This window comes from Schlesneria paludicola DSM 18645, from assembly GCF_000255655.1.
GTDB classification, from domain to species: domain Bacteria; phylum Planctomycetota; class Planctomycetia; order Planctomycetales; family Planctomycetaceae; genus Schlesneria; species Schlesneria paludicola.
Genome location: NZ_JH636436.1, coordinates 42,777 through 66,457, shown reverse-complemented (window position 1 = coordinate 66,457; position 23,681 = coordinate 42,777). Strand labels below are relative to the sequence as shown.

13 protein-coding genes are annotated in these 23,681 nt (G+C 56.5%); 6 read left to right on the top strand and 7 right to left on the bottom strand.

Annotation, left to right across the window (positions count from 1 at the left end):
* Positions 1–40: 40 nt before the first annotated feature.
* The 3 genes from OSO_RS46110 to OSO_RS0133225 all read right to left on the bottom strand — a co-directional run bounded on the left by OSO_RS46110 (position 41) and on the right by OSO_RS0133225 (position 4,216).
* Positions 41–403: a co-chaperone GroES gene (locus OSO_RS46110; protein WP_040593630.1), complete on the bottom strand. Its 363-nt coding sequence runs from the start codon at positions 401–403 to the stop codon at positions 41–43.
* A 187-nt stretch (positions 404–590) separates the two neighbouring features.
* A complete protein-coding gene (locus OSO_RS0133240; RefSeq protein WP_010587188.1) occupies positions 591–2,144 on the bottom strand; it encodes a hypothetical protein in 1,554 nt (517 codons plus the stop codon).
* Positions 2,145–2,449: 305 nt separating this feature from the next.
* A complete protein-coding gene (locus OSO_RS0133225) occupies positions 2,450–4,216 on the bottom strand; it encodes an RDD family protein (RefSeq protein WP_083843045.1) in 1,767 nt (588 codons plus the stop codon).
* Between the two features lie 626 nt (positions 4,217–4,842).
* On the opposite strand from OSO_RS0133225, the gene OSO_RS46105 reads away from it, so the two are divergent.
* Genes OSO_RS46105 through OSO_RS0133200 form a run of 3 tightly spaced genes read left to right on the top strand, consistent with a single transcriptional unit; the run spans position 4,843 to position 9,638 of the window.
* Positions 4,843–6,504: a DUF1549 and DUF1553 domain-containing protein gene (locus OSO_RS46105; RefSeq protein WP_083843044.1), complete on the top strand. Its 1,662-nt coding sequence runs from the start codon at positions 4,843–4,845 to the stop codon at positions 6,502–6,504.
* Positions 6,505–6,551: 47 nt separating this feature from the next.
* Positions 6,552–7,898, top strand: coding sequence for a DUF1501 domain-containing protein (locus OSO_RS0133205; RefSeq protein WP_010587184.1), 1,347 nt, complete (start codon positions 6,552–6,554; stop codon positions 7,896–7,898).
* Positions 7,899–7,907: 9 nt separating this feature from the next.
* Positions 7,908–9,638 carry an EF-hand domain-containing protein gene (locus OSO_RS0133200; RefSeq protein ID WP_010587183.1) on the top strand — a complete coding sequence of 577 codons (1,731 nt, stop codon included), beginning with the start codon at positions 7,908–7,910 and terminating at the stop codon, positions 9,636–9,638.
* 390 nt (positions 9,639–10,028) lie between these two features.
* Here the strand turns inward: OSO_RS0133200 and OSO_RS0133195 are convergent, their stop codons facing one another.
* A complete protein-coding gene (locus OSO_RS0133195) occupies positions 10,029–12,008 on the bottom strand; it encodes a redoxin domain-containing protein (protein ID WP_010587182.1) in 1,980 nt (659 codons plus the stop codon).
* 730 nt (positions 12,009–12,738) lie between these two features.
* Here OSO_RS0133195 and OSO_RS0133170 point away from each other — a divergent pair.
* The 3 genes from OSO_RS0133170 to OSO_RS0133155 all read left to right on the top strand — a co-directional run bounded on the left by OSO_RS0133170 (position 12,739) and on the right by OSO_RS0133155 (position 17,429).
* Positions 12,739–13,545, top strand: a complete 807-nt coding sequence (locus tag OSO_RS0133170; protein WP_010587181.1) for a hypothetical protein — start codon at positions 12,739–12,741, stop codon at positions 13,543–13,545.
* Positions 13,546–14,538: 993 nt separating this feature from the next.
* Complete coding sequence (locus tag OSO_RS48940) at positions 14,539–16,470, top strand: serine/threonine protein kinase (protein WP_157605816.1); 1,932 nt, start codon at positions 14,539–14,541, stop codon at positions 16,468–16,470.
* Positions 16,467–17,429 carry a regulator of G-protein signaling domain-containing protein gene (locus OSO_RS0133155; protein ID WP_010587178.1) on the top strand — a complete coding sequence of 321 codons (963 nt, stop codon included), beginning with the start codon at positions 16,467–16,469 and terminating at the stop codon, positions 17,427–17,429. The genes OSO_RS48940 and OSO_RS0133155 overlap by 4 nt, the downstream gene beginning before the upstream one ends.
* Before the next feature lie 13 nt (positions 17,430–17,442).
* Here OSO_RS0133155 and OSO_RS0133150 read toward each other — a convergent pair whose 3' ends face one another.
* From OSO_RS0133150 to OSO_RS0133140, 3 genes are all read right to left on the bottom strand, one after another.
* On the bottom strand, positions 17,443–19,029 hold the full coding sequence (locus OSO_RS0133150) for an ArnT family glycosyltransferase (RefSeq protein WP_010587177.1): 1,587 nt from the start codon (positions 19,027–19,029) through the stop codon (positions 17,443–17,445).
* Positions 19,030–19,194: 165 nt separating this feature from the next.
* A complete protein-coding gene (locus tag OSO_RS0133145; protein ID WP_010587176.1) occupies positions 19,195–20,910 on the bottom strand; it encodes a BamB-related PQQ repeat family beta-propellar protein in 1,716 nt (571 codons plus the stop codon).
* A gap of 90 nt (positions 20,911–21,000) precedes the next feature.
* A complete protein-coding gene (locus tag OSO_RS0133140) occupies positions 21,001–23,568 on the bottom strand; it encodes a PQQ-like beta-propeller repeat protein (protein WP_010587175.1) in 2,568 nt (855 codons plus the stop codon).
* Positions 23,569–23,681 lie beyond the last annotated feature (113 nt).

Here is a 23,681-nt window from a genome sequence, read left to right as displayed (position 1 = left end):
CGAAGGCTCGCAGGCCGATCAGGACAGAGTGGCCGAGCGGTTATTCTTCGCTGCTCGGGAGGTCTTCATCGGCGGGGGAATCATCAGCGTGTCGCGGTCGCAACGTGGCTGCGGGATCGCGGCGAAAAATGGCAACAACGTCTTCGATAGGAACGACATACAACAAGTTATCCGCCTCGAAATCCACCGGAATCGCATGCTTCGGGTGGAATAAGACCTTGTCATACTTGCGGATCGGAAAATCATCATCCCGTTCAATTTGAACACTGATCTCGACCACTCGGCCGGTAATCGTGGGGATCTCGGAACTGTCGGGCAAAACAATGCCACCGCGGGTCGTCTGACGACTCTCGTCTTTGCGAATGAGAATTCGCTTTCCCAACGGCTCAACGTAATCGCTCAAAATGGTCTCCCTCTCTTTGGCTCCCTGACGAGTGTAGTGGAAGTCCTCCCCCAAGTTAAAGATCGGGAGGAACCTCTTTCGAATCCAGGCGTTGCCTGTCACGAATTGATACATGCCGGACCGATTCGTCAAGGCGTGGTGACAGATCTTCAAGCCCCATGCGGACCGTCAATCGCCGAGCGAGAGTTTATTGCGCCGAGAAGGCGGTCACTTTGGGCTCGGTATCCCGACTTCGCTGCTCGAGGCGAACGACGAGCGGCGTACTGCCCAGCGGACCGAAACTCCACACTTCGGTCGTGCCCCGCGCGGTCATCGCTCGTGACACGGTTCGCGGCTCGCCCAAGAGTCGGCGAAGATGGGCGGCTGTCATCCCCTGACTGATTCCCGCCGACGATTGCGCAACGGGTTCGGCACGCGACTGTCGATCAGCCTGAGGCTTGATCCAGCGGCTGTCCTTGAGTTGATAACCGAGCGAGGTGAACTTTGCCTTCAGATCTTCGAACGTCGGATCAATACGATACGCATCCTTCAGATACTCGATTGCCGAACGCTCGTCATGGAGCAGCGTGAGGTACTCATCCGCCAATTGCATCAAGCCGGGAACACCATCTCCCTTCAATCGGGGCTCGTGGGATTTGATCCAGCCGAGCAAGGCCAGATCGGCGTTTTGCGCCTGCCCTCGCTCGCGGTATGACGCGGACAGTTTTTCGACTTCAGGTCGCGTCGCCGTCCCGACATGCGCCAATCCGTAGGCGAGCCGCGCCATTCGATGCTTTTCGGCCAGCCCTTTTTCCTCTGGAATCAATTTCTCGACCTGGGCGGCGATTTCGTCACCGTCATGTCCGTCTCTGGATTCACCGAACAGCAACGATTTCTTGAGGATCGAAATCAGCAACAATCGCTGCAGAATGGGGCGTTGCTCATCGGTCGCGTTTCGATACGTCGAATCCGCGTCTTGTTCGTACGCGTCTCTTAATTCCTGCGGAATCGATTCCAACGGGATCTCGACACCGGGAAATTCCGACGTGATCTGCAGCGCCAACTTTTTCCAGACCGCGGGATCGGGCGGTTCGACCTTCTGCGCCGACCGCCACTCGATGCGAAACCCTTCGTGCATCAATTCCAAACGGCGGCGTTGTGGCAACTGATACTCATTGATCTTTTTGGCGAGCTCAAAACGCCCCGCCGCATCGGACGACTTCAAGGCCCGATAGTCTGCATCGATCGCACTAGAATAGGCCTCATGGGCCTTTTTCAACATGTCGGCATCTTCGTAGAACTGACCTCGTTCGCTCGCCCACTTACCAAGTTCGACCCAGTCTTGGGATTTGGGCAAACGCATTTTGGCCACCCGCGAGTCAAACTGTTCCAGGTACCCTGGTACGACTTTGAGGTCGGTGACGGCGAACTCCAGCTTGCTCCCTTCCGATTTGAACTGGCCGGTCACCTCGACCGACGCCTTGTTCGTGACCGTCCGCAGTTTGGTGTTGTCGATCGTGAACTTGACATCGCACCGCATGAGCCTGAACTGACCATTTCCAAATGGTCCCATCCGACCTTCCACGCGAATGGGTATCGGCGATCCCACGAATCGATCCCAAGGTTTGCTGTCGTTCAGCTTCTGGACAGTCCAGAGATTCTCGGCCGCCCCCGCCACGTGATCGAGGCCGCTGAGCAAGACGGCCGTGAAACACGACCAGACGCCGATCCTCAACCACCTGTTGAAATGCTGCAACGACATCAATCTCACCCCAGTCCGTCAACGGCGACATGTCCGCACGTTCGAGCCGCGCGCCCCGGCAATGCCATACCGGTCCAGTTCAAATCATACCGGGCAAATTCGGAGCGGATACCGCAAATCGTCAAAATGGCAAGGTGTCCGAGCCCGGTCATCGATCTTCACCCAAAGGCCAAAACGGTCCTGCCACCACGATCAAGTCTGAGCCGCCGATTGAAATCCGCGCGTCACGCACTTTCGTCATCGCGGGGTCCTGGCGTTTTAGAGCTTGGGCGATGCCAGTTCCCGTGATTTCAAAGGGGTGTTAATCATTGATCAGATCGCAGTGCGGAGCGTCTGTGGCGGATGACAATCGTATCCGCCACCAGATCGCCCAGCCGTTGTCGACCGTTCGTGAATGCAATGGCGAGCGTGGCAGGAATGACCGTCATCCCGAAAATCGTATCCACAACCAGAAGCAGTTCGCGCAGCATGGCCCGCAAGAAACCACATGGCCGAAGCGTGGCTCGCTTGGTCCGAATCCCGCAAATCCATTTGCCAAACGTGATCCCCCACCGCGCTTGCAGCCCACTGTTGACGATCAACAGAAATACGGCAAGCGCCAACATACTCGACATCATCCACACATAGCGCAGCAGCATGCTATCGGGACCGAAATCGAACATGCGGTCCATATTTTCTTCGATTCCTTCACGCGTCGCGAAACCACAGGCTCGAACAACGAAATACATAGGAATCAGAAAGAGCGCGTGGTCAATCAGGCGTGCAATCATCCGTCGCGTGTACGAAGCCAGCTCGACCGTTTGTACGCCAAACTGATACTGGGGTGTCGTATAGACTCCCATTAGCCAAGTGACCGCCAGTGCAAAGGCAACCATCACCGGCCAGTAGACCCACTGCTGGCTGCGCCCCAGATAATCAATGCTGTCCTGCGATGATGCCGATGGTGCTTTCAGGAAGGTCCCCGTCGCTTGCAATTCATGGTTCACCAACTTGTAAAACCGAAGCGAAGGGACCGGCGGCTGCCCCGCCACATACGTCTGTTCGCCGTTAGTGAATGCAAACAGATTCATCAGCGCGGGCGTGGTCAGGTGTGATGTTTCGGCCCACTTCCCTTCTTGTCGAGCAAAGACCGTGACCGTGGAGTTTCCAAACGGGGCCGCGCTGGTCGACGTGGCCGTCAACACGACGGGCTCGCCCGCGACCACTCCTGCTGCCCAGGAGATTTTTTTCCCGGTCGCACCGCGCGCCATGTGGCAGACATCCTCCCAGCCCTCAAGCGTGGTCAAATGTGCCACATTTTCTGGTACGAGTGCCGAAGCCTGCGGCACGAACTGGATCCCCGATCGATAGGCGACGTTAACTCCGTCCGAAACGATGACGTGGAACTGGTCGCCTTCCACAATGACACGAATGTCGAGAGGCGAGAATCGGCCAGATTGAGCCGCCGTCACGGCTTCATTGACCGAATTCGCAACTAAGAGATTCGAACCATCGGCGGTCCGACTCAGGAATGAGGGGAATTCAACCCTCCCGCGATCGACCCAGTCGGCTCCATCGAAGGCTCGAAGTAAGACAGTATTGCTTGCAACCCAGTCCAACACCGCCGGTTGCTGCTCATAAAGGAACGGCGGACAGGGCATTTTGAGCGAATGCTTCGGAGCCACCTCGGTCGATTGATCGTCTTTCACGCAAACGACCGTCGAGGGTGACACGCACCACAAGGTGTCCTCGTCGCCCACCATCCCCGTTTTGGGGATCGGAATCGTCACGTGGTGTTGCTGCGAATCGCCCGTCTCGGGATCGAACGAAAACAGATTGCCCCCCGAATCCTGGGATGGACTGCCCGCGACGATGACCGGATACACAATGCGGTTGTTCCACCAGGTCGATTGAGCGTAGCTCGGAACCTTCATGGTGATGAGCTTCGCCATCGTGGGCACCCCAAATTTCAGCAGGTAAACACCTGCCACGATGCCGACTTGCAGAACGGTGAAACCAAGTATCAGCAAGACCATCCACACCATGTACAGAGGTCTTCCAGAAGCTCGCCGCGGCTCCGCCAAATCAGACATGGGCCCACTCCGCTGTTTGAGAACACTCGCCACGAAGAAACCTGCCGATCAATTTTGATGCCGCGCAGACGTACCATTCGATCCAGGCGAGGAATTTGAACGGCAACACGCTCAAGTCGGATCATTTTCCCACAGATTTTGTGGGCAAACTTCTCAGGCAATTCATGGGCAAAATGTGGCCAAATCCCCTTGATTTGCCGGGAAGAAACGGAAATTCGCTTGACAAATCAGACGTTACGTCTGTAAAAAGAATCATGGTAACAACGATGATTCCCGAATTCATGGTCAAGCGGTCAAGTTCGCCTTCCGTGATTTTCGCAGATCGCCGAAAATCACAGTGGGTTTCGTGATCGACGGCGTTATGTTTACGGTATCTCCTTCGTCACAGTTCCTCAAAACGTTTTCGATCGGAAATCGCCAATAATCTGCGTTCGCCCTGAACCTGCTCTTTGTGAGAGTGATTCGAGAGAGCGGTTGATCTTTGCAGCGTGTTTAGTCTGCCTTGCTTCTTCTGTCGCATTTCATCTGTTGGGCGTCGCCGTACGCTTCGCGCAATTTTTGTTGGCAGGTCATTCCTTGAGACACATTCCTGACGTCATGCCGCGACGGATTACCGAGGGCCCCTGATGAGACATTCCCCACCCCTGCTGGCCAGCGAAATCGATGGCTGTCGATCCAGAATGATGGACGCAGGGTGGCTGTGTCGAGTGGCCATGTCGATTGTCGCCGTATCCGCGGTTGTGCTGACTGTGCCGCAGATCGTGTCTGCCGACGATGTGCAGGATCTCGCGGATGCCATTGATCGCCGGATTTCGGCTCGATGGAAATCCGACAAAGTGACGGAAGCGGCGCTCGCCGACGATGCCGAATACCTTCGTCGCGTTTCGCTGCACCTTGGCGGAACGATTCCCACCGTCTCTGTCGCGCGCAAGTTTCTGGCGGATCAGTCACCACTTCGCCGGCGGCGGCTGGTCGACAATCTGCTGGACAGCCCTCAGTACATCACAAATTTCAGTAATTTCTGGACGCGGGTCATGTTGCCCGAATCGGCGACGGATTTTCAGGCGCTCGCACAGCGACCCGGATTTCAGGCCTGGCTGCGGCAGCACCTAGGCAACAACACTCCTTACGACGCGCTCGTTTATGAATTGCTGACAACGCCCCTGGCGGGAGAACGCGGCATGACCTCGGTCATGCAGAACCCGGGCAGCCTTTCGCCCATTGCATTTTTCACCACGAAGCAGATCAAGCCCGAAAATCTGGCGGCCGCGACCTCGCGAATGTTCATGGGAATTCGCATCGAGTGTGCCCAGTGCCACAATCATCCCTACGACGCCTGGAAGCAGGAACAGTTCTGGGGTTATGCCGCATTCTTCGCCGGGATCGAGCGGATTAACCGGACCGACGATTCGATCGGACAAGTCAAAGAAGTGTTCGACCGCCGCGAGCTAACGATCCCAGACCACGAGACCGTCGTGCAGGCCACGTACCTCGACGGTACGCAGCCGCAATGGCGGACGAAGATCAGTTCGCGTCGAACCCTGGCCGACTGGCTGACGTCGAAACAGAACCCCTACTTCGCCAAATCAACGGCCAACCGCATCTGGGGCCATCTGTTCGGAGTGGGAATTGTTGACCCCGTGGATGATTTCGGCGCCAACAACCGCCCCAGTCATCCCGAACTGCTCGATGAACTGGCGGCATCATTCACGGCGCATCAATTCGACGTGAAGTTTTTGATTCGCGGAATCGTCGCCTCGAAGACCTATCAGCGCAGCAGCCGGAAAACAGATCCGAGCCAAAGTGAGCCGCAGCAGTTCGCACGGATGGCCGTCCAGGGCCTGACGGGCGAGCAATTGTTTGATTCGATCGCCGTGGCGATCGGATATCTCGAACCGTTCGAGTCGTCGCAGCCGTTCCAATTCAATCAATCAACGCCGAAGATCGAATTTCTGGAACTGTTCGCCCCGGACAACAAATCCCCGACCGAGCGACAGACATCCATCCTGCAGGCGCTGGCGCTCATGAACGGTCAGTTCACCGCATCGGCAACCAGCCTGGAGCAGAGCGCGACGCTGACGGCCATCACCGAATTCCCCCGGATGACAACAGCCGCAAGGATTGAGGCCCTGTATCTGGCGACACTCACGCGAAAGCCTCGCCCCGAAGAACTGGACCGTCTGATTCGATTCGTCGACGAAGGCGGTCCTTCCAAAAATCAGAAGCAGGCGCTGGCCGACCTGTTCTGGGCCTTGCTCAACAGCTCTGAATTCCTGTTCAATCACTAGCGCCGCCCATTGACCACTTTGATTTTTGATTTGAGTGGAGCTTGATTATGAGACCCACATCCCCACTGTCCCGCCGTGACATGATGAAATTGTCGGCGTGCGGCACCTTCGGTGCATCGATGTCACGCTGGCTGCCGGCCTTGGCCGAGGAAGCCAGCCAGGCACCGGGGCGACGACGTTCTGTGATCCTGCTCTGGATGACCGGTGGACCATCGCAAACAGACACGTTCGATATGAAGCCCGGCCATGAGAACGGCGGCTCGTTCAAGCCGATCGAAACGTCCGTACCCGGGATTCAGATTTGCGAGCATCTGCCCAACGTCGCGAAGATGATGCACCACTGCGTTCCCATCCGTTCGATGAGTACCAAGGAAGGCGATCATACGCGGGCGACGTATCTGCTGCGAACAGGTAATCTGCCGCAAGGTCCGATCGACTATCCGACGCTGGGTTCGCTGTTCAGCAAGGAACTGGGACAAGAAAATTCCGACCTTCCCAACTTCGTTGCGGTGGCTCCCTATACACAATTCAGTCCGGCGGCGTATGGGCCTGGCTTTCTCGGTCCCAATTTCGCGCCGCTGATCGTCGGCGATGCCAATCGCCCTGCCCCCACTGCGAACGGCATGGCCTACGACCAATCGCTGGCCGTCAAGAATCTGGCGTTGCCGCAGGGGATCGACATCGCGCGAGCCGATGCACGCCTCTCGCTGCTCGGCGATCTGGAGAACGATTTTGGCGCGGAACGTCCGGGCCTGACATCCGCGAGCCACCGGTCGGCGTACGCGGCGGCTGTACGGATGATGCGGTCCGAGGCGGTCAAGGCCTTCAATCTCGATGACGAACCGGCTTCCCTGCGCGAGGCCTACGGACGAAATCAGTTTGGACAAGCGTGCCTGCTCGCACGTCGATTGGTTGAACGCGGTGTCCCGTTTGTCGAAGTCTCTCTCAATGGTGTGGGAAACAACCAGACATTTGCCTGGGACACGCACACGCAGAACTTCACCGCGCTGAAAAGCCTGCTGCAAGTGCTGGACCCCGCCTGGGCCACGCTGATGACCGATCTTCAAAGCCGCGGACTGCTCGATTCGACGTTGATCCTTTGGATGGGCGAATTCGGGCGAACCCCCAAGATCAATCCTCAAATCGGCCGCGACCACTTCCCCAATGCCTGGTCCTCGGTGCTTTGCGGCGGCGGAATCAAAGCCGGTCAGGCGATCGGCCGGACGACCGCGGATGGCATGAAAGTGGAAGATCGCCCCGTATCGGTGCAGGATCTGTTCGCCACAATGTGCCAGGTCCTGGGACTCGACTCGATGAAACAGAACATCTCCAACGTCGGTCGACCAATTCGACTGGCGGACCCCTCGGCCAAGCCGATTACCGAGATCTTGTAGCCGGACGTCATGAAACTTTACGCCCCCCTCTTATTGCTGATGATGACCACGCTCGTCCTTGCAGACGATGTGCGGGACAATCCGCAATACGTGACGTATCTGGGTGATTCGGGCGTGATCGTCATGAAATTTCAAATCCAGATTGCGGGCCATTCTCCCCAGCAGCTATTCGAAAGCTACGTCGACGACTTGATGAAATCGCTCGATGCGAACGGCGATTCCGTCGTTACGGTCGAAGAAGCCCGTGGGAAGATTCTGACGCCGCGCGACGTTGTGCAAGCACAACTGGTCCCCACAACGGAAGTGGTCTCGCCCAATCTGATACCCGACGTCAGCCCTGCCGATGGCAAGATCTCGCGGTCGGAACTTTTGACCTATTTCAAGCGGATCGGACTGCACCCCTTCGTCATGCAGTTCCAGACCCGAGCACAGACAGGGGCCAATCGTCGAGGCAGGCAGGCACAAACCAGTTCGGAACCGCCCCTATTTGCCCGCCTGGACCTGGATGGCGATCGGAAACTGTCGACCGAAGAACTGATGGGTGCGCTCAAAACCTTGCGCAAGTTTGATCTCGACGGGGACGAAACGATCAGTATCGCCGAACTGAACCCGATCAACATCCCGGGACAGAACCAGGTTCAGATGACGGTGACCGCTCAGCAGGGACTTCCCCCGTTCCTAGGACTCGGTTCAGGTGAATCGCTCTCGAAGCAACTCCGGCGGCTCATCGAGAAGTATGACGTGAATGCTCGCCCCAAAGCCGTGGCAAGCGCCCAGTTCAAGTCCGCGCCCGAATCAGCGCCATCACGCAATCAGAAGTTGAATCCCGAGGAATTGGGTTTGACGAAAGAGGCCTTTGATCGCTTCGACGGCGACGGGGATGGGCAATTGGATTTTGATGAACTGCGGCAATTCTTGACGACTCCCGAACCAGCCCTGACTATCACGATCCAAGGTGACTCGCTGGAACCGTTAATTGCCGAATCGGGCCGCCTTGAACTGAACGACAGAATTGTCATCACCTCGGACGGTGCGGTGAACGTCAACCTGGGATCGACGCAACTCAGCATCAACCGCCAACGATTTGACGACGCCACCACGATCGAACCGTTTCTCAAACCGCTGTGGAGGATGCTCGATCAAGATAACAATGGGTATCTCGAACGTACCGAGGCCAACGAAGCATTATTCCTTGGCGCCACATTCCAGAGTCTGGACACCGATCAAAACGGTAAGCTGTTTTTGGACGAGGCAGTGCCTTATTTCAAGATGCGTTTCGATGCGGCTCGCAGCCGTACCATCCTGACCGTGACCGAACAGGGGCGGACACTTTTTGAAATCCTGGACTCCGACCGAGATCGCCGCCTGTCGTTCCGTGAATTACAGGCCGCTGCGGCAAAGCTGCCCCTTTGGGATCGCGATCATGACGGGCAATTGTCCGAAAATGAAATTCCACTGCAGTATCAACTGACGGTCTCACGCGGGACGTTGAATGTCCTGGGCGGGGGAATCACGATGCCGGCCGGGATGAATATCGCCGGACAGCTGACCGAGAAACCGCTGGGTCCGATCTGGTTCCGCAAGATGGATAAGAATCGGGACGGTGAAGTTTCGCAGGGCGAGTTCCTTGGCGAGCTGACCAGTTTTGACGAACTGGACCAAAACGCGGACGGATTTATCGACCTCTCGGAAGCGGAACATTTCGCCAACAAAGTCGTCGGCGAAATTTCAGAGCGGTAAGCCAAACGGCGTGTTGTACTAAAGGGGACTGACTCCGCAAGGTGCCAGTCCCCTTTAGTACAACACCCTCCGATCGCTGCCGTGGCAAGCATGCCTTCACGGCGTTGCCGTGAAGGCATGCTTGCGAATTGGGAGCCAACCGTGACATTTCCTGCGGGACTTAAGAGAACGCTCGACGCGACCATTGGCCGCAGACGTGCTCCCTCATAAAAATGAGATCGCTGCGGCGTAACCAAGCGGGAGCTTGGTTACGAGAGAACAACAGGGAACACGCGGAGCAATTCGCCAACCAAGCAGTCGGCGAATTGCCAGTGCAGTCAGCCAAAGCGATCATGGTGACGGCCCGCTCCAGATCAACACCTCGATCCCCGTCAGACTGAGGCCTGTCTTTTACAACTGCAACGGAAACAGCTTCATCAGTTCCGGCAGGCCCTTGAGGATTTCTTCGCGCGTCACGATGTCGTTTTTATCGGTGTCGAGTTTGTCGAAGAGCGGCTTTTGTGTGGGTCCGATCTCATCGCGCGTGACCTTGCCGTCCTTGTTCTTATCGACGGCCTGCAGGACACGTTTGACGACCTCTTGAGGGTCACGAGGTTTGCTTCCGGATGCTGCCGTCTGGGCCATGGCGTCACTGGTTTTTCGATCGATGGCGATGTCGAAATACCCTAGCAGCATCTCATCCCAGGACTGCTCGCCCCAGGTCACGGTTTTCGAGGGATCAGGATTCGCAAGGTTGTTTGGCGAGTTGTCGAATGCGGCGAAGCTTTTGATTTTCGCCCCCTTGGGCAATGTCCGCGGCTCGCTTAATCGATATCCCGTTTGCCAGTTGAAATCATAGTGCGGTACGTCGAGCAGCGTTTCCGTGGTGCCATCGGGCAGCGTCAATTCATAGCGGAACGATTTGCCTCGCAAGTGCATATGCGGTGAGAGCGAGAGCAGTTTTACGTCAATCGGGAACGTGACTTCGCGCGAATCGAACGCTTGATTGTCGAGTTGCGGCTGGATCTTGAAACGGCGATTGACGTTGACGGCCGTTTTGACTTCGTACTGGATATCCGCGGAATCGGCAAAAATCAAACCGACTTGGGACCGGTCTTCGGTCGCCACGCCATTCGGAGTGTAGTGCATCTGGAAGATGAACTTGGCCCCTTTGGGCACCCGCTTTGCCATCCCCTTGGGCAACGGCGTGACTCGCAATCCGGGCACATATGCCGTCACAAACTGCCGCTCTTCATCAGAAACCTTGTCGTCGGTCGACATGAAGACGATGACATGGTGGACCACCGCACGATTGCCCGGAATGACTTCCGCGGCGGTCACCCATTTGTCTTCCGCAAAACCAGCATCGACGGCAAAGTACTGGTACTTGACGGTACCGGTATCCGGAACTTTGAAGGTCTTGTCCGACATCCAGACAACGTGGTCCGGCTGACGTGGCAACTGCCAGCCTTCGGTATAGGTTTTCGGAGCGGGGAGGTCGGCCGGGTTCCCTTCCGGCGCACCCGCCGCGGCCCAATCCTGCAGGATCTGCAGTTCTTCGGGCGCCATCCGCCGCTCATTGGCAAAATGACCAAACTCGGGCGAGGCATGCCACGGAGGCATCTGCTGCGATCTTGTGACTTCCACCATCATGTCGGCCCAGCCCGCGACTTCCTGATAGTCCGTCAGGCTGAACGGCGCGATCTCACCAGGACGATGACACTCGACACAGTGCTTCTGCAGGACACGAGCGACCTGATTGGAATAGGTCACGGTCGCATCATTTTTCGCTTCACGAGCCCGACCGATCAGGCACCCGATGGCCGAGGTTTCGGGAACGCTGACCACCTTGCCGCTCAACAATTCGTCCAGGGCAATTTTCAGGTCATCGCGCGTGGCCACCTTACGTGATTTCCCCCCCACTGCGAATTGATCATCGACACGGCCGCGATAACGCACCACGCGCTGCGCATCCAACACCACGACCTCGGGTGTTCGGGTGGCGCCAATGGCGTCGGCCACCTGCTGATTCAAATCTTTGAGAATGGGGAACGTCAGCGAGTTCGTTTTGGCGAACGCCGCGATTTCGACGAGAGAATCCTGCCGGTTGGCATCCAGGGCAAGAACCACCACCCCACGATCTTCGTACTGCTCGGCCAGCTTTTGCAGTTTGATCGCGTACTGCTTGGCGAGCGGACATTCGGTCCCCAAGACGGCCAGCACGACGATGGGCTTCGTTGCAAACTGGCTGAGCGAATACGGCTTGCCACGCGCATCCTTCAATGTGAACTCGGCAACCTTCTGTCCGAGAATGGGCGTCGCGGTGTCGCTGGACCAAACCTGCGAAGCCAATCCCGCAACGATCAGCAGGGTCAGACCAATTTGACGCATGAAGATTCCCTATTCCAAAATTGGTGGCTCAGCGAAACTGCGTATTCAGATCAGCAGCGTCATGCTTAATCGCGCAGTGGCCCGCGCTGACCGGATCAATCCCTTGTCGTCGTCTCAGAGCGATTTTTATCTCTGAGCTGTTCTCGTCGCACAGCGTTCGTCTCGCAAACTTGTGGCAACGATTCGCGAAGAACGGCTCTTCAACCAATCCATCCTTGAATGGTCATTGTTTCTGATGAATCGTCATCATCCCTGCCGGACCATCCATCGAATCGCCCCGGATGACATCAATTCCTCAGTGACATCAATTCCTCAGTGACATCATTTACCTCCGCGACACCATTCCCGTTTCAACTTGTGGAATGACAACACAGATCCCGCCACTGATGCAGACCAGAACCAAATTCCAACGCACCTTCGCCATCGGCACGAACGAGTTGCCGCGGAGACGAGAACAAACGCACAGGCATGCGACTGTTCAAGTTACGACGCCATTGTCCAGGACCGGCGATTCTTAAGCATCGTCCCGATTTCGAGTAAGGTGCTGATCTGTCCTACCTGCGAAATACCAGCTCACGTTTCAGCCGGTTCAGGATTCTTCGGGAAATCTCGATTTCTTTGAAATTTCTTCCAAGATTTCGCGGCGAGCTGCGAATGACTGGTGAACACCGCGCGATTCGTTCGCCGGATCGGATGAAGTTTCACTTGCAGGTGTGAGGGGGGATTCAGAATGTTGAAACGCGGATTATTCGGGCTGGCTGTGGCGGGATTGCTGAGTACATTTGTCTTTGGGCGCGAGGCCGTCAGTTACCTTCGTGCCGGTTGTCAAAACGTACGAAATGCCGTGAAAGCGGAAGTCCCCATCCAATTCGAAATGGAACGTGCGCGAACCCTGGTCGATCAACTGGTCCCAGACATTCGGCAGTGCATGCATGTGGTCGCCGAACAACAGGTCGACATCGAGCAATTGCGACTGGCACTGACTCAAAAAGAAGGCGATGTCAGCAAGCAGAAGGAGGCGATCTTGACGCTGCGCACGGACCTGGGCAGTGGGCGGACCGGGTTTGTCTACGCCCGCACGTCGTACAGTGCTGCGGATGTGAAGCGCGATCTCGCCTCGCGTTTCGAGCGATTCAAAGTGGCCGAAGAAGTTCTGGCGGCTGATCGCAAGATTCTGACGGCCCGCGAACAGACGCTCGCCGCCAATCGTGAAAAGCTGGACAGCATGATGCAGGCCAAAAAAGAACTCGAGGTCAAACTCGAACAACTCGCGGCCCGGATCCACACGGTTCAAGCCGCCGAAACGGTCAGTCGGCTGGCGATTGACGATTCGAATCTCAGCCACGCCCGCAAACTGATTTCCGAGCTCAATCGACAACTGGACGTCAAACAAAAGATGCTCGACGTCGAAGGCAAGTTCGTGGGATTGATTCCCGTGGACAATGTCGCGCCGACACCCCCTAACGATCTCGACCAGCAAATCGATGCCTACTTCAACTCCGAAAAGGCTCCGGAAGCGGCGGTCGTCGTGAAGTAAGTTGAGGTGACCCGTTCACGGTCCGAAGAGGGAGATCGGCACATCGGAATGGACTCATTCGTGACCTCGTGACCAAGCTCCCGCTTGGTCACGCTTCCCCCTCATCGGAAGCGTGTGCGAAGGTCACAGGCCACAGTTCTGATCGACTGAAAACGTGAGCGCAGGAGACGTTACCAAGCGGAGCTTGGTAACGAGGTAACGAGGGATTTTGGACCAACCGTGGCAGTTCGTGCGGGGCGGATGGCCCAACCATTCCACCAGCCCAGAGGAGACCGAAGGACCCCGACGGGCTGGGTCGGCCTGCTAGCCAGGGTCGGAGGCGTCTTCGACGTAGGCCCTGAACGAGATCATAGCGAGACGATTCTGAGGCATGAAGGACCGGACAGTCTCTTTCGATTCCCGATGGATCACCTGTCGATTTCGAGGCATTGGTTCGCAACAGAAATGAGACGGAGCGGTCCTTCAGACCTTTTACAATTTGATGTGGGAATTCCAGGGCCTCCGGCGAGGACGCCTTCGACCTTGGCGAGGAGGCTGGCCGGCCCGATTGGGCCTAAGGAAAAGACATCGGCCACGAGATACTTACGAACTTGTGTCTCGCCTTGATTGGAACTTGAAACTCAACCCACAATGCGGAACAGCGTTGCCATAAGGGGCCGATCAATCATCTGAATTGAATCCGCTTCGGTTTCGAATGGCCGGCCCTGCCGGACTCAAAAGATGACCCGACGAGACCACCTGACGCGAGCGCAGTAGGCGTTACCAAGCGGAGCTTGGTAACGAGGGAAACGAGGGAAGGATGAGGGGAAGACGGGAAAAAGAGAAAAGAACGGGATCGAGCTTTTCCCACAATGATCTGGCAAGCGGGTTCTTGCGTTACACTGATGATCGATGGAATGCCACGGCGAGGATCTCTTCCAACGGTTGAAGAAATGTTGACGGAGACCGCCTTCGACCTGAAATTGGTAGCGACACCAGCCCCTGGATGGGCTCGTGCGTTTTCAATCGCATCACACTCTGACTTTTCTGGCTGATCGCATGCGATTCACCTACCACACCGGAGCCAGGCCCCTCGCGGGTTACACGATCCAACGCGGCATTCACCGTGGTGGCTTCGGTGAAGTTTACTTTGCGCACAGTGACGCCGGGAAAGAAGTCGCGCTGAAACTGCTGCATCATGAGGAACGCGACGTCGAAATTCGGGGCGTCACCCAGTGCTTGAACCTCAAGCATCCCAATCTCGTCTCGCTTTACGACCTGAAGACAGACAGCCTGGGCGATCGCTGGATCGTGATGGAGTACGTGTCGGGATCGAGCCTTGAAGATGTGCTCGTTTCGTTTCCCAACGGTTTGCCGCCAGACGAAGTGCGAGACTGGCTGAAGGGTCTTGTCGCCGGAGTGGCCTATTTGCACGAGCGGGGAATCGTGCATCGCGACCTCAAGCCAGCCAACGTCTATCGCGAAAACGGCATCGTCAAGATTGGCGACGTGGGCCTTTCGAAGCGAATCGACAGCGATCGACAACGATTGCAGACGCAAAGCGTCGGCACGGTCTACTACATGGCGCCCGAAGTGGCCAATGGTCAGTACGGCCCTGGTGTGGATGTCTATTCGCTGGGTGTCATGTTATATGAACTGATCACCGGCAAGCTCCCATTTCAGGGTGAGACGACCGCCGAAATCCTCATGAAGCATTTGACCGTCCAGCCTGATCTGACCCCGATTCCCAAATCCTTGCGGCCCGTGTTGGCCCGAGCCTTGGAGAAAGATCCCGGCAAGCGGACATCGACGGTTCGCGCGTTGGAACGGGACTTTGCCAACGCACAGGGATCGCCCGATCCGCTTGAGATCCCCGCATCCTCGTTCGTTCCTTCGATCGCAGCGCGCACTTCAGTCGACCCCACCGTCAATGCAGCAGCCACGAACAGTTCGAGCAGGACTATTCCTGCATTGGACCAACAGAATCACGCCCTACCTGCTTCGTCAGAATGGTACCGCAGGCCGCCGATCATCCTCATCCTGGCCGCGCTGGCTTTGCTGTTTTCATTGAGAATCGCCGTCATCAACTCTGACATGTTGAAATCTGCACTCAGGCAACAGAGCGTATCCAGCATTGCCATGATGCTGGCGTTGATCACAGTGTCCGCCCTTGTTGTTCGGCGTGCGATACGCCCATCCCATCCCATCAACAATGGCCGTCCGTCGTTTGCGCCGCCGCTTGCCCGCAATGCGTTGAAAACGCCACCTCCGCTGAACCGATCAGGAACGACGACGGGCCATTCCGCCATCGAGATTTCTGATGTTGCACGGCGGTGCGGAGCGGCCGCATTGATTGCGACCGCCGTTTCATTAACGGCCTGTCTGATGCTGGAAATCATCAAAACGTCGTCTCCCACCCCCACCAAAGAGCACGTCGCGCACTTCGTCGCAACAACAATCGTCTGTTCCTGGCTGTTACTGATTTCACAGTCTGTCGCAGATCGCTGGGGATGGAAGAAGCGCGCGCGATGGCGAGTGCGAGTGATTGCGGGATTGATGTGTGGAACGTTTGCGTTCTTCGTCGATCGCTTTCTGCTCATCAGCACGCCGGAAACCGCGTTCATTTCCAAATCGTTGGTGAAGTCGGTAGGATCGCAACCGCTGACCGTCGCAGGGACCGAATCGACGTGGCTCGGATATGCCCTCTTTTTCGCCATCCTGTTTGGACTTCGACGCTGGTCGCGCGAAATGGATTTCCATCGGCGACATCGCATTCAAATCTATCCCGTTTTCGCCGCAGCGCTCACCGCGTTTTTGGCATCGGTGATCATCTCGTTCCCGCAGTGGTACGCGATTCTTTGGGCGGGCGCGATCTCGACCACAGTCCAACTCGCGACGGACTATCGGCCATTTGAAAAGCGGTCGCGTCCAGGAAGCATGCGATGAATCGTGACATCGCCGGACTGGAGACTCTCATGACATTGCCTGGAATTGGAATTCCCGAACTTCTCTTCATGGTGCCGCTGGCCATTGTCATCCTGACATTTTGGATTGTCGTCGTGGCGGTCATCTTGCGGATTGTCGGGTACAAGCCCTCTGTCGCGACCGTGAACGTGAGCGATCTTGCTCTTCCGTATCTCCGCGACGCCGTCCGCACGATCGGCCGATTTGCCATCGCTCCCACCGGAGTCATACTCCTGTTTGTGTTGCTCAACCAGAACGCGAATTGGAATTGGCAGTCACTTTCGATCTTCGATCAGGGATATGACATCTTGCGCCCGCCCGCAGAACGAGCCAACATCACGACAACGGCTCTCAACGTTACCGCGATGCCGGTTTCCAACTCGACGGCGAATCGTCCCGCATGGACGCAGCAGTCCGAAGAAACGACGCCCGAGATGAAACGGGTCGTCCTTTCGAGCCGATTGTGGAGCACGCCCTTAGAAGCCGACAACGAACTTCGGGTGAAGGTCACTCAGATGCTTCGTGCGGACTTCGATCAACGCCACCACAGTTGGCTCGACCCAAAGGCACTGCGTTGCCTGAGCGAATCACGTATCGTGGAGGTCGCCGTCAAAGATCGTTATCTCGAAGGGGTGGAACAAGATTTCGGCACGTTTTCATCTCCGATGAATCGACTCTGGTGGCAGGTCGAGATCTCGCCCATCGTGCGAACCGAGCTTTACGAAGACTGGAGACAGGCCGTCGTTCAGAACCGCGTGTTTGCGCTGGGGGCGGGGCTTTCGTTCGCGACGATGGGATTCAGCGCGCTCGGCATGTTCGCCGCTCTTCATGGCCTGACACGATCACGCCGGCTTCAATTCTTCGGCGCCCTGGCGGGCATTACCGCCGTGCTGCTCTGGTGCGGCACCTTCCTGTCGCTGACGGCCTTGCTGATGAAATAATGTTCGAGCCGCCTTATTGCTCGTTGTCATTCGGCGCCGGCTCGACCCCAACGCGACGATAGACCTCACAGTAGCAGGCAAACAAATCGTCGCGGTCCCCGAACGTGCGTTCTAGGACTACCGGCAAGCCCTTGACGAGACCAGAGTCCAGAGCGAACCGGCTGACGATCAGATAGTCGAAGGGATACTGATCGACCAGAAACATCGTAGGATTCATCAGGGCCCAGACCGCCTGTCGTTCATGAGCGATGAAATCGAATACAAACTCGGTGTCGACGGCGTAAGCGGCGTCGCGGGGAAGTGAACGGATCAGGTGGTCGGCAAACGCGGGGGCGTTATAGTTGAGATTGTTCCGCTTCCAAACAAGTGTCGCGACCGCTCGCAAACCCGCGCCGGGAACAAGGGATACGAGCAACACGCCACTGACACCAACCATCCAGGCCGTTCGCAGCAGGGGCTTCCAGCGATGACCGAACGACAAGATTGAGCCCACCGCGCGGCCCACGCAGAGGTACATCAGCGCTCCGGTATAGCACCAGTAGCCGGTAATTTGATGATGTGGTCCCACCAGGACACAGATCAAATACATCGAAGTCCATGCGCAAAGGCAAATCGGCAACCATCGCCGATCGCGGTACCTGACCGCCTCCGCCGTCACCCAGACGAGCGGAGCGAGTGCCAAACCAATTTGCCACAGACCGAGGTGCGGAACCAGTCCCGCGACTGGGCGAAACCAATGGTACGCAAACGATTCCCAAGGATTCAGCATCCTCGCGAAAAGTCCTCCCCCCGCGTCATGAATGAACTGGTTGTGAAACTGGATTCGAAAGACATCTGGATGTGGCCAAATCAGCGGAAGCCACGTCGCCGTGACAGCAACTGCGACAACGGCGAGCATCGTCGGCAGCAAGAGGCGCTGCCAGCCCCGAGCGACGATCATTGTCCAAACGGCCAATTGAACGGCGTAAACAATCGCGAAGGGATGCGTCAGTCCCCCCAAACCAATACAGATCCCAATGAAGCCCAGCCATTTGATCTGTTTTGTATCGATCCAGCGAAACAGGCATTCCATCGCGAGCAGACCAAAGACTGCACAGAGCATTTCGGGTCTGGCGCGCATTGCCGGGAAGAAAAAACAACGAGAAAGCGAATATAACAACACCGCCCACAGCGCGGCCGAACGACGGGCCCCCAGGGATCGCATCAATTGAAACATGAGTCCCAGCAACGCGATTCCCGCGACGGCCGCTGCCAATCGTCCCGTTCCATAGACCGGCGGCAGAGCGAGAAAAAACAACGACTGAAAATAAAAGAAAACAGGGGGTTCCGAATACAGTCCCTGCTCTGCGTGATAGTAGACAGATTCCGCATTCCGCGCCGGAACGTGCGGTAACGACGGCACTCCGGTTCGTGCGATCATCCAGCCGGGGACCGCATAGCATTCTTCATCCATCCCACCCGGCTGCAGATACATCACTGGGATTCGAATCGCGAGAAACAGCAGGCAAATCGCACCGAGCAGCCACCAGGCCGCAGACGACGAAATCGCGTCTGACGAGTCACCATCCAGATCCTGCGCGTGAGAGCGACTGACGTTCATCTTCGGCTTCTTGCTGGTGATCGAAATGCACGTCTCGTTTCGAAATGCCGTGATCTTGAAATCATGGCGCCGTCTACGGAAACACCGCGGGAAAAATTCCCGCGGTGTTTGAAATCCCTCGTTCTATCGCCAAGGTCAACCCGGGCTGGGTTGCCTCAACAGAAACTACTCGGCGCTGCCGCCCTCACCCGACAACTGCTTGACGCCACCTTTCAGTGTCGCACCTGACTTGAGTGCAAACAGAGTACTCTTGTTCGAAATGAACAACGTGTTGTTGGCGCAGATTGGAGTCGAATAGATCGAGTTGATCATGTTGTTTTCGGCCAGCACGTTCAGCTTGTCGGACAATTCGAAGATCGTGATATCGCCGTCTTCGTCACCGACATAGACCTTATCTTCGACGATCAACACCGACCCCCACGCGGCCGAGAACATGTCATGTGTCCAGTGGACGGTTGGCTTTCCATTCGTGGCCTTCTTGGCATCCAGACAATGGACCAGACCTGCGAAGTCGGAGATGAACAGCAAGTCATTCTTGATCGCGACGCTGCCAATCGTGCGATGCATCGTCTCTTCGAAATCTTTCTTGCCATTCTTGTTGCGATCCACAGAGTCATAGTGCCAGACGGCGGCGGCGTTCGGATTCGGAATCGCCTTGTCACCCTTGGCGGTATCAACGGCTTGCAAACGGCTGTGTGGCAGTGGCTTACCTTCCGCGGAGACAGCCAGTTCCAGACTCACGTCGCCATCTTTGGTCGGATCAATACAGTACAGGTGGCCGATGCCTTCACCGTGCTCAGGATCTTCACCAACACCGACGTAGACATAACCGTCATAGAAGACGGGCGTGCCGATGATGTGATTCCGCGTAGCTCGTCCGCCCAGCAAATAGATGGATTCCTTGGGATTGCCATCGAACTTCCACAACAGCTTGGCGCCCCCCTTGCCATCGCCTGCCGGATCAAAGCTATAGATCCATCCATCACCGCCACCCATCACGACCTGTTCACGACCACCCGCTTCGAACACGCAGGGGCTTGACCATTGTCCGTGCAGAATATTGACGCCGGGTGACTTGTCGGACCACAGCAATTTGCCGGTGTTCTTATCCAGCGCGATGAAGCTGGGGGCGTTCGGAGCGGGGATATTGATATGCCCTTCATCCACGCCGTTGCCGGTGATCACGAAGCAGCGATCGCCAACACAGGTGATCGAGCACGAACACATGTTGTGCTGGGAAATCCCGAGATCACCCATCATGTCGTAGCGCCAGATAATATCGGCTTCGTCTTTGTTCTCGTTAGGTTCCGCTTTGTAAGGGCCGTTATTCACGCCGTCATGAAAGCCTTCAACGTCCAGGCACAGCACTTCGCCGCGGCTCGTGTTGTACCACAGACGTTTGTCGTCGCAGAACACGGTGGAACAGACCCCTTGTTGTGGCCAGTCATGAACACGACCGGTCGGCAACTTGGGTGACGAGGCTTGCCAGAGAAATTTTCCGGTTTTCTCGTCAAACGCAAGCAGCACACCCAAGTCGATTTTGGACGGATAGCGTTTGAGATAGCCGTGCGTGTTATTGGTTCCGACGAAGACTTTGCCGTTCGCGACCACTGGGTTTCCATATGTTTGCGATCCGAGCGGCGCGGCCCACAGAACGTTTTCACCCGTGTCCAGATTCCATTCGTGAGGAATGTTCTCGCCCTGGGGTGTGTTGTTACGGTGCGACGATCCCCCCCATTGGGGCCAGTCGTACTTGCCGACTTTCATCTTGCCGATAAGGTTCAGCGCATCTTCAGTCGGATCGAATTTGTCGGCTGCAGTGACGCCACTGATCATCGCCAGGCACAGCGCCAGGACGGTTTGTGGTAACAGAGATTTCATGGCCTATTCCTTGTCGTGATCAATGTCAGTTTTTTGTTGATCGATGAGCGATTTCTGTCCTGGGCATCACATACCGGTTTCGCGTCCCGTTTAGCGTGGGGTGACCTTCACGTTATCGATGAAGATTTCGGCATCTTTCGCATTGCCCGTCAATCCCGGGCTGCCGTTTTCATTGGCGGGGCTGTCAGCCCACTCAATGGACCAGGATTCAGGCTCGGCTTCACCCCGCTTCCAGACCTTGCCCTGGCAAACCGAGACAAGTGCGCCATCACGCGTTTCGTTCGTGACGATGAATTTCATGGTGTACCAGACACCGGTCTGCCACGGGAAATCGACTTCGTGGAATTTGCGATCATGCGGAATCCAGGAATACAACTTGAGCTTCTGAGCGGCCCCCATCATCTCGAATCGATACCGCTGATTGGTCAGACCGATATCCGGAGTTTTCGCATTCTTGTCGGCGTCGATACCTGCGTCGGTGGGATTCGCAAAAACGTCGGCCTGGATCGTATAGTTTTTGGAACCGGGATGTCCCAGCCAGCCCTGGCTTCGCGTCCCCTTGGGGATCGTCGTGATCTTGCACAGCACCCCATTGCCAGCGACCTTGCGCGTTCCTTTGCCGATCACCAACTGGACGGGAATCTTGTCATTTCCGGTCCATTCCCAGTTTGCAATCACCCCATCGCTTTGCAGAAGCTTCAGGGACGGATCGAGTTTCTCTTTGGCCTGATCCTGATTGGAAATGGCTTCGATCAATCCCAGATACCGCTTGAACCCGGTAAAGGCCTGGGCTGGCGTCGAATCATCCAGAGTCGCCTTTGGTGCGGGAACGTTCGTGAATTGAGTCGTCAGGTAGATGTACATCTTCGCGGCCAACGGATCTTTGGATCGCAGATCCTGATAGTAGTCATGATCAATGGCGATGTGACGATACCGAATCCCCACCGCGGTCACGGGAACCACACCGTCATCAAACGTCAGCGACCACGGCGTTTCGGCAGTGATCTCGGGAACGACACGGATGCGGGCCTGGCTTTTCAGTTCGCCCACTTCGGCGTTGACCAGAACCGCGTTGTTCACCTTTCCACCGGGGCCGGTGTATTTGCCAGCGGCATCAATGGTGCCAGGCCCCTGCAGGGTGTACTTCGCTTCACGGGCATCCGCGACCTTCAAGAACTGGCCTTTGGCGTTGTAAAGCTGAACCGAGAATTGCTGTTTGTTTTCGGGTTTCAGCAGCGATTCAACCGGAACAACCAAGGCGGTCGCAGGCTTTTTGTCCTCATCAACAGGCGATTCCTTCGGCATTGGCGGAATGGGATCGGCCGACGGTTTCACATCGGGCTTGCCGATGCAGTACATCATCGTTTCACAGGCGAGATAGATTCGGCCATGCGAAATGATCGGCGAGGCATTGACGTCGCCCTGCTCGAGTCGCAGAGTGTGAATCTGCTTCAGACCTTTCGCATCCGGCGTGAAGATGAACCACCGGCCGTTCCCGTCGACGACATACAGCTTGCCATCGCCATAGACGGGACTTCCGCGCCCCATTGTGCCGATCTTCTTCTTACCGATTTGCTTGCCCGTCTTCAGATCATTGACGAAGAAAATTCCACCGTCATCGACCGAGTAAACTCGATCGTCGATCACCAGCGGAGCGGTCTTGCCGATGTACTCTTCTTTAGTGCGCCAGAGTTCACCGATCTTGGTCAAGTTTCCAGATTTGGAGGCGTCGATTGCAAACAGCGCCCCCATCGCGGTGTCGTCGAGATTTTCTTCGCTGTGACCACACAGCACGGTGCTGCCAACAACCGTGGGCGGCGTGTTGATTCCACGAATCGAGACGTCGTAGTTCCAGATGATCTTGCCGGTGCGGGGCTGAATTCCGTAGACGCTGCCGTCGCCGCACCCGATGACATACTGGGCTTCGCCGTTAATGACGGTGATCGCCGGAGAACTGTAGGTCGTATCTTCGGGAAACGGTTTCGTGCTTTGGAACCAGACGGCCTGTCCGTTTCGCTTATCGAACGCAATGATTCGATGCGCGGGTCGAGCCATTTCGCCCCAACCGATCACAACGCCGCTGATGATGACCAGATTGTCGAACACAATCGGAAAGTTGGTTCGTCCACCATACGTGCTCAGCAGGCCATACTCTTCGCTCATCGAATGCGACCAGATCGTCTTACCGGTCGCACCATCCAGACACTGAAAGTAGCCGCAGACGCCCAGCGCGAAGACGTTGCCCGTTACCGGATCGCCAACCACGCTCGACCAACCCACGCGGGTGTCCGGAACGTCCGTCAGGAACGCATTAAAGATGCTTTCCCATTTCGTTTCACCGGTCGCGGCATCGACGCAGACGACCTTCTCGGCTTCTTTGGTCGTGGCGGGATTGTGGCGGACCATGGTGTAGAGATTGCCGTTCATCACGATCGGCGTCGATCGCGTTCCGAGTCCCGGCTTGCTCCAGATCAGGTTTTCACCTTCGGGCGACCATGAACTTGGCAGGTCTTTCTCGCGCGAGATTCCGTTCATCTCGGGGCCACGCCAATAGGGCCAATCGAGAGGATCGGCCGCGTCGAGTCGTCCCGAATTCGCGTCAACAGCCAGTGCAACCAGTAAACCGAACAGGCAGACAAACCAAGATCGCAGCGGCATGGTGATAATCCTGTGATTCAGATTCGTAGTCGATATGGCGGGTCGCTTCGGGCGGGGTCAGTTCTTACGGCATCGGCGGCAGCTCATTGTGGCTCACGCATCGCCGAATGTCG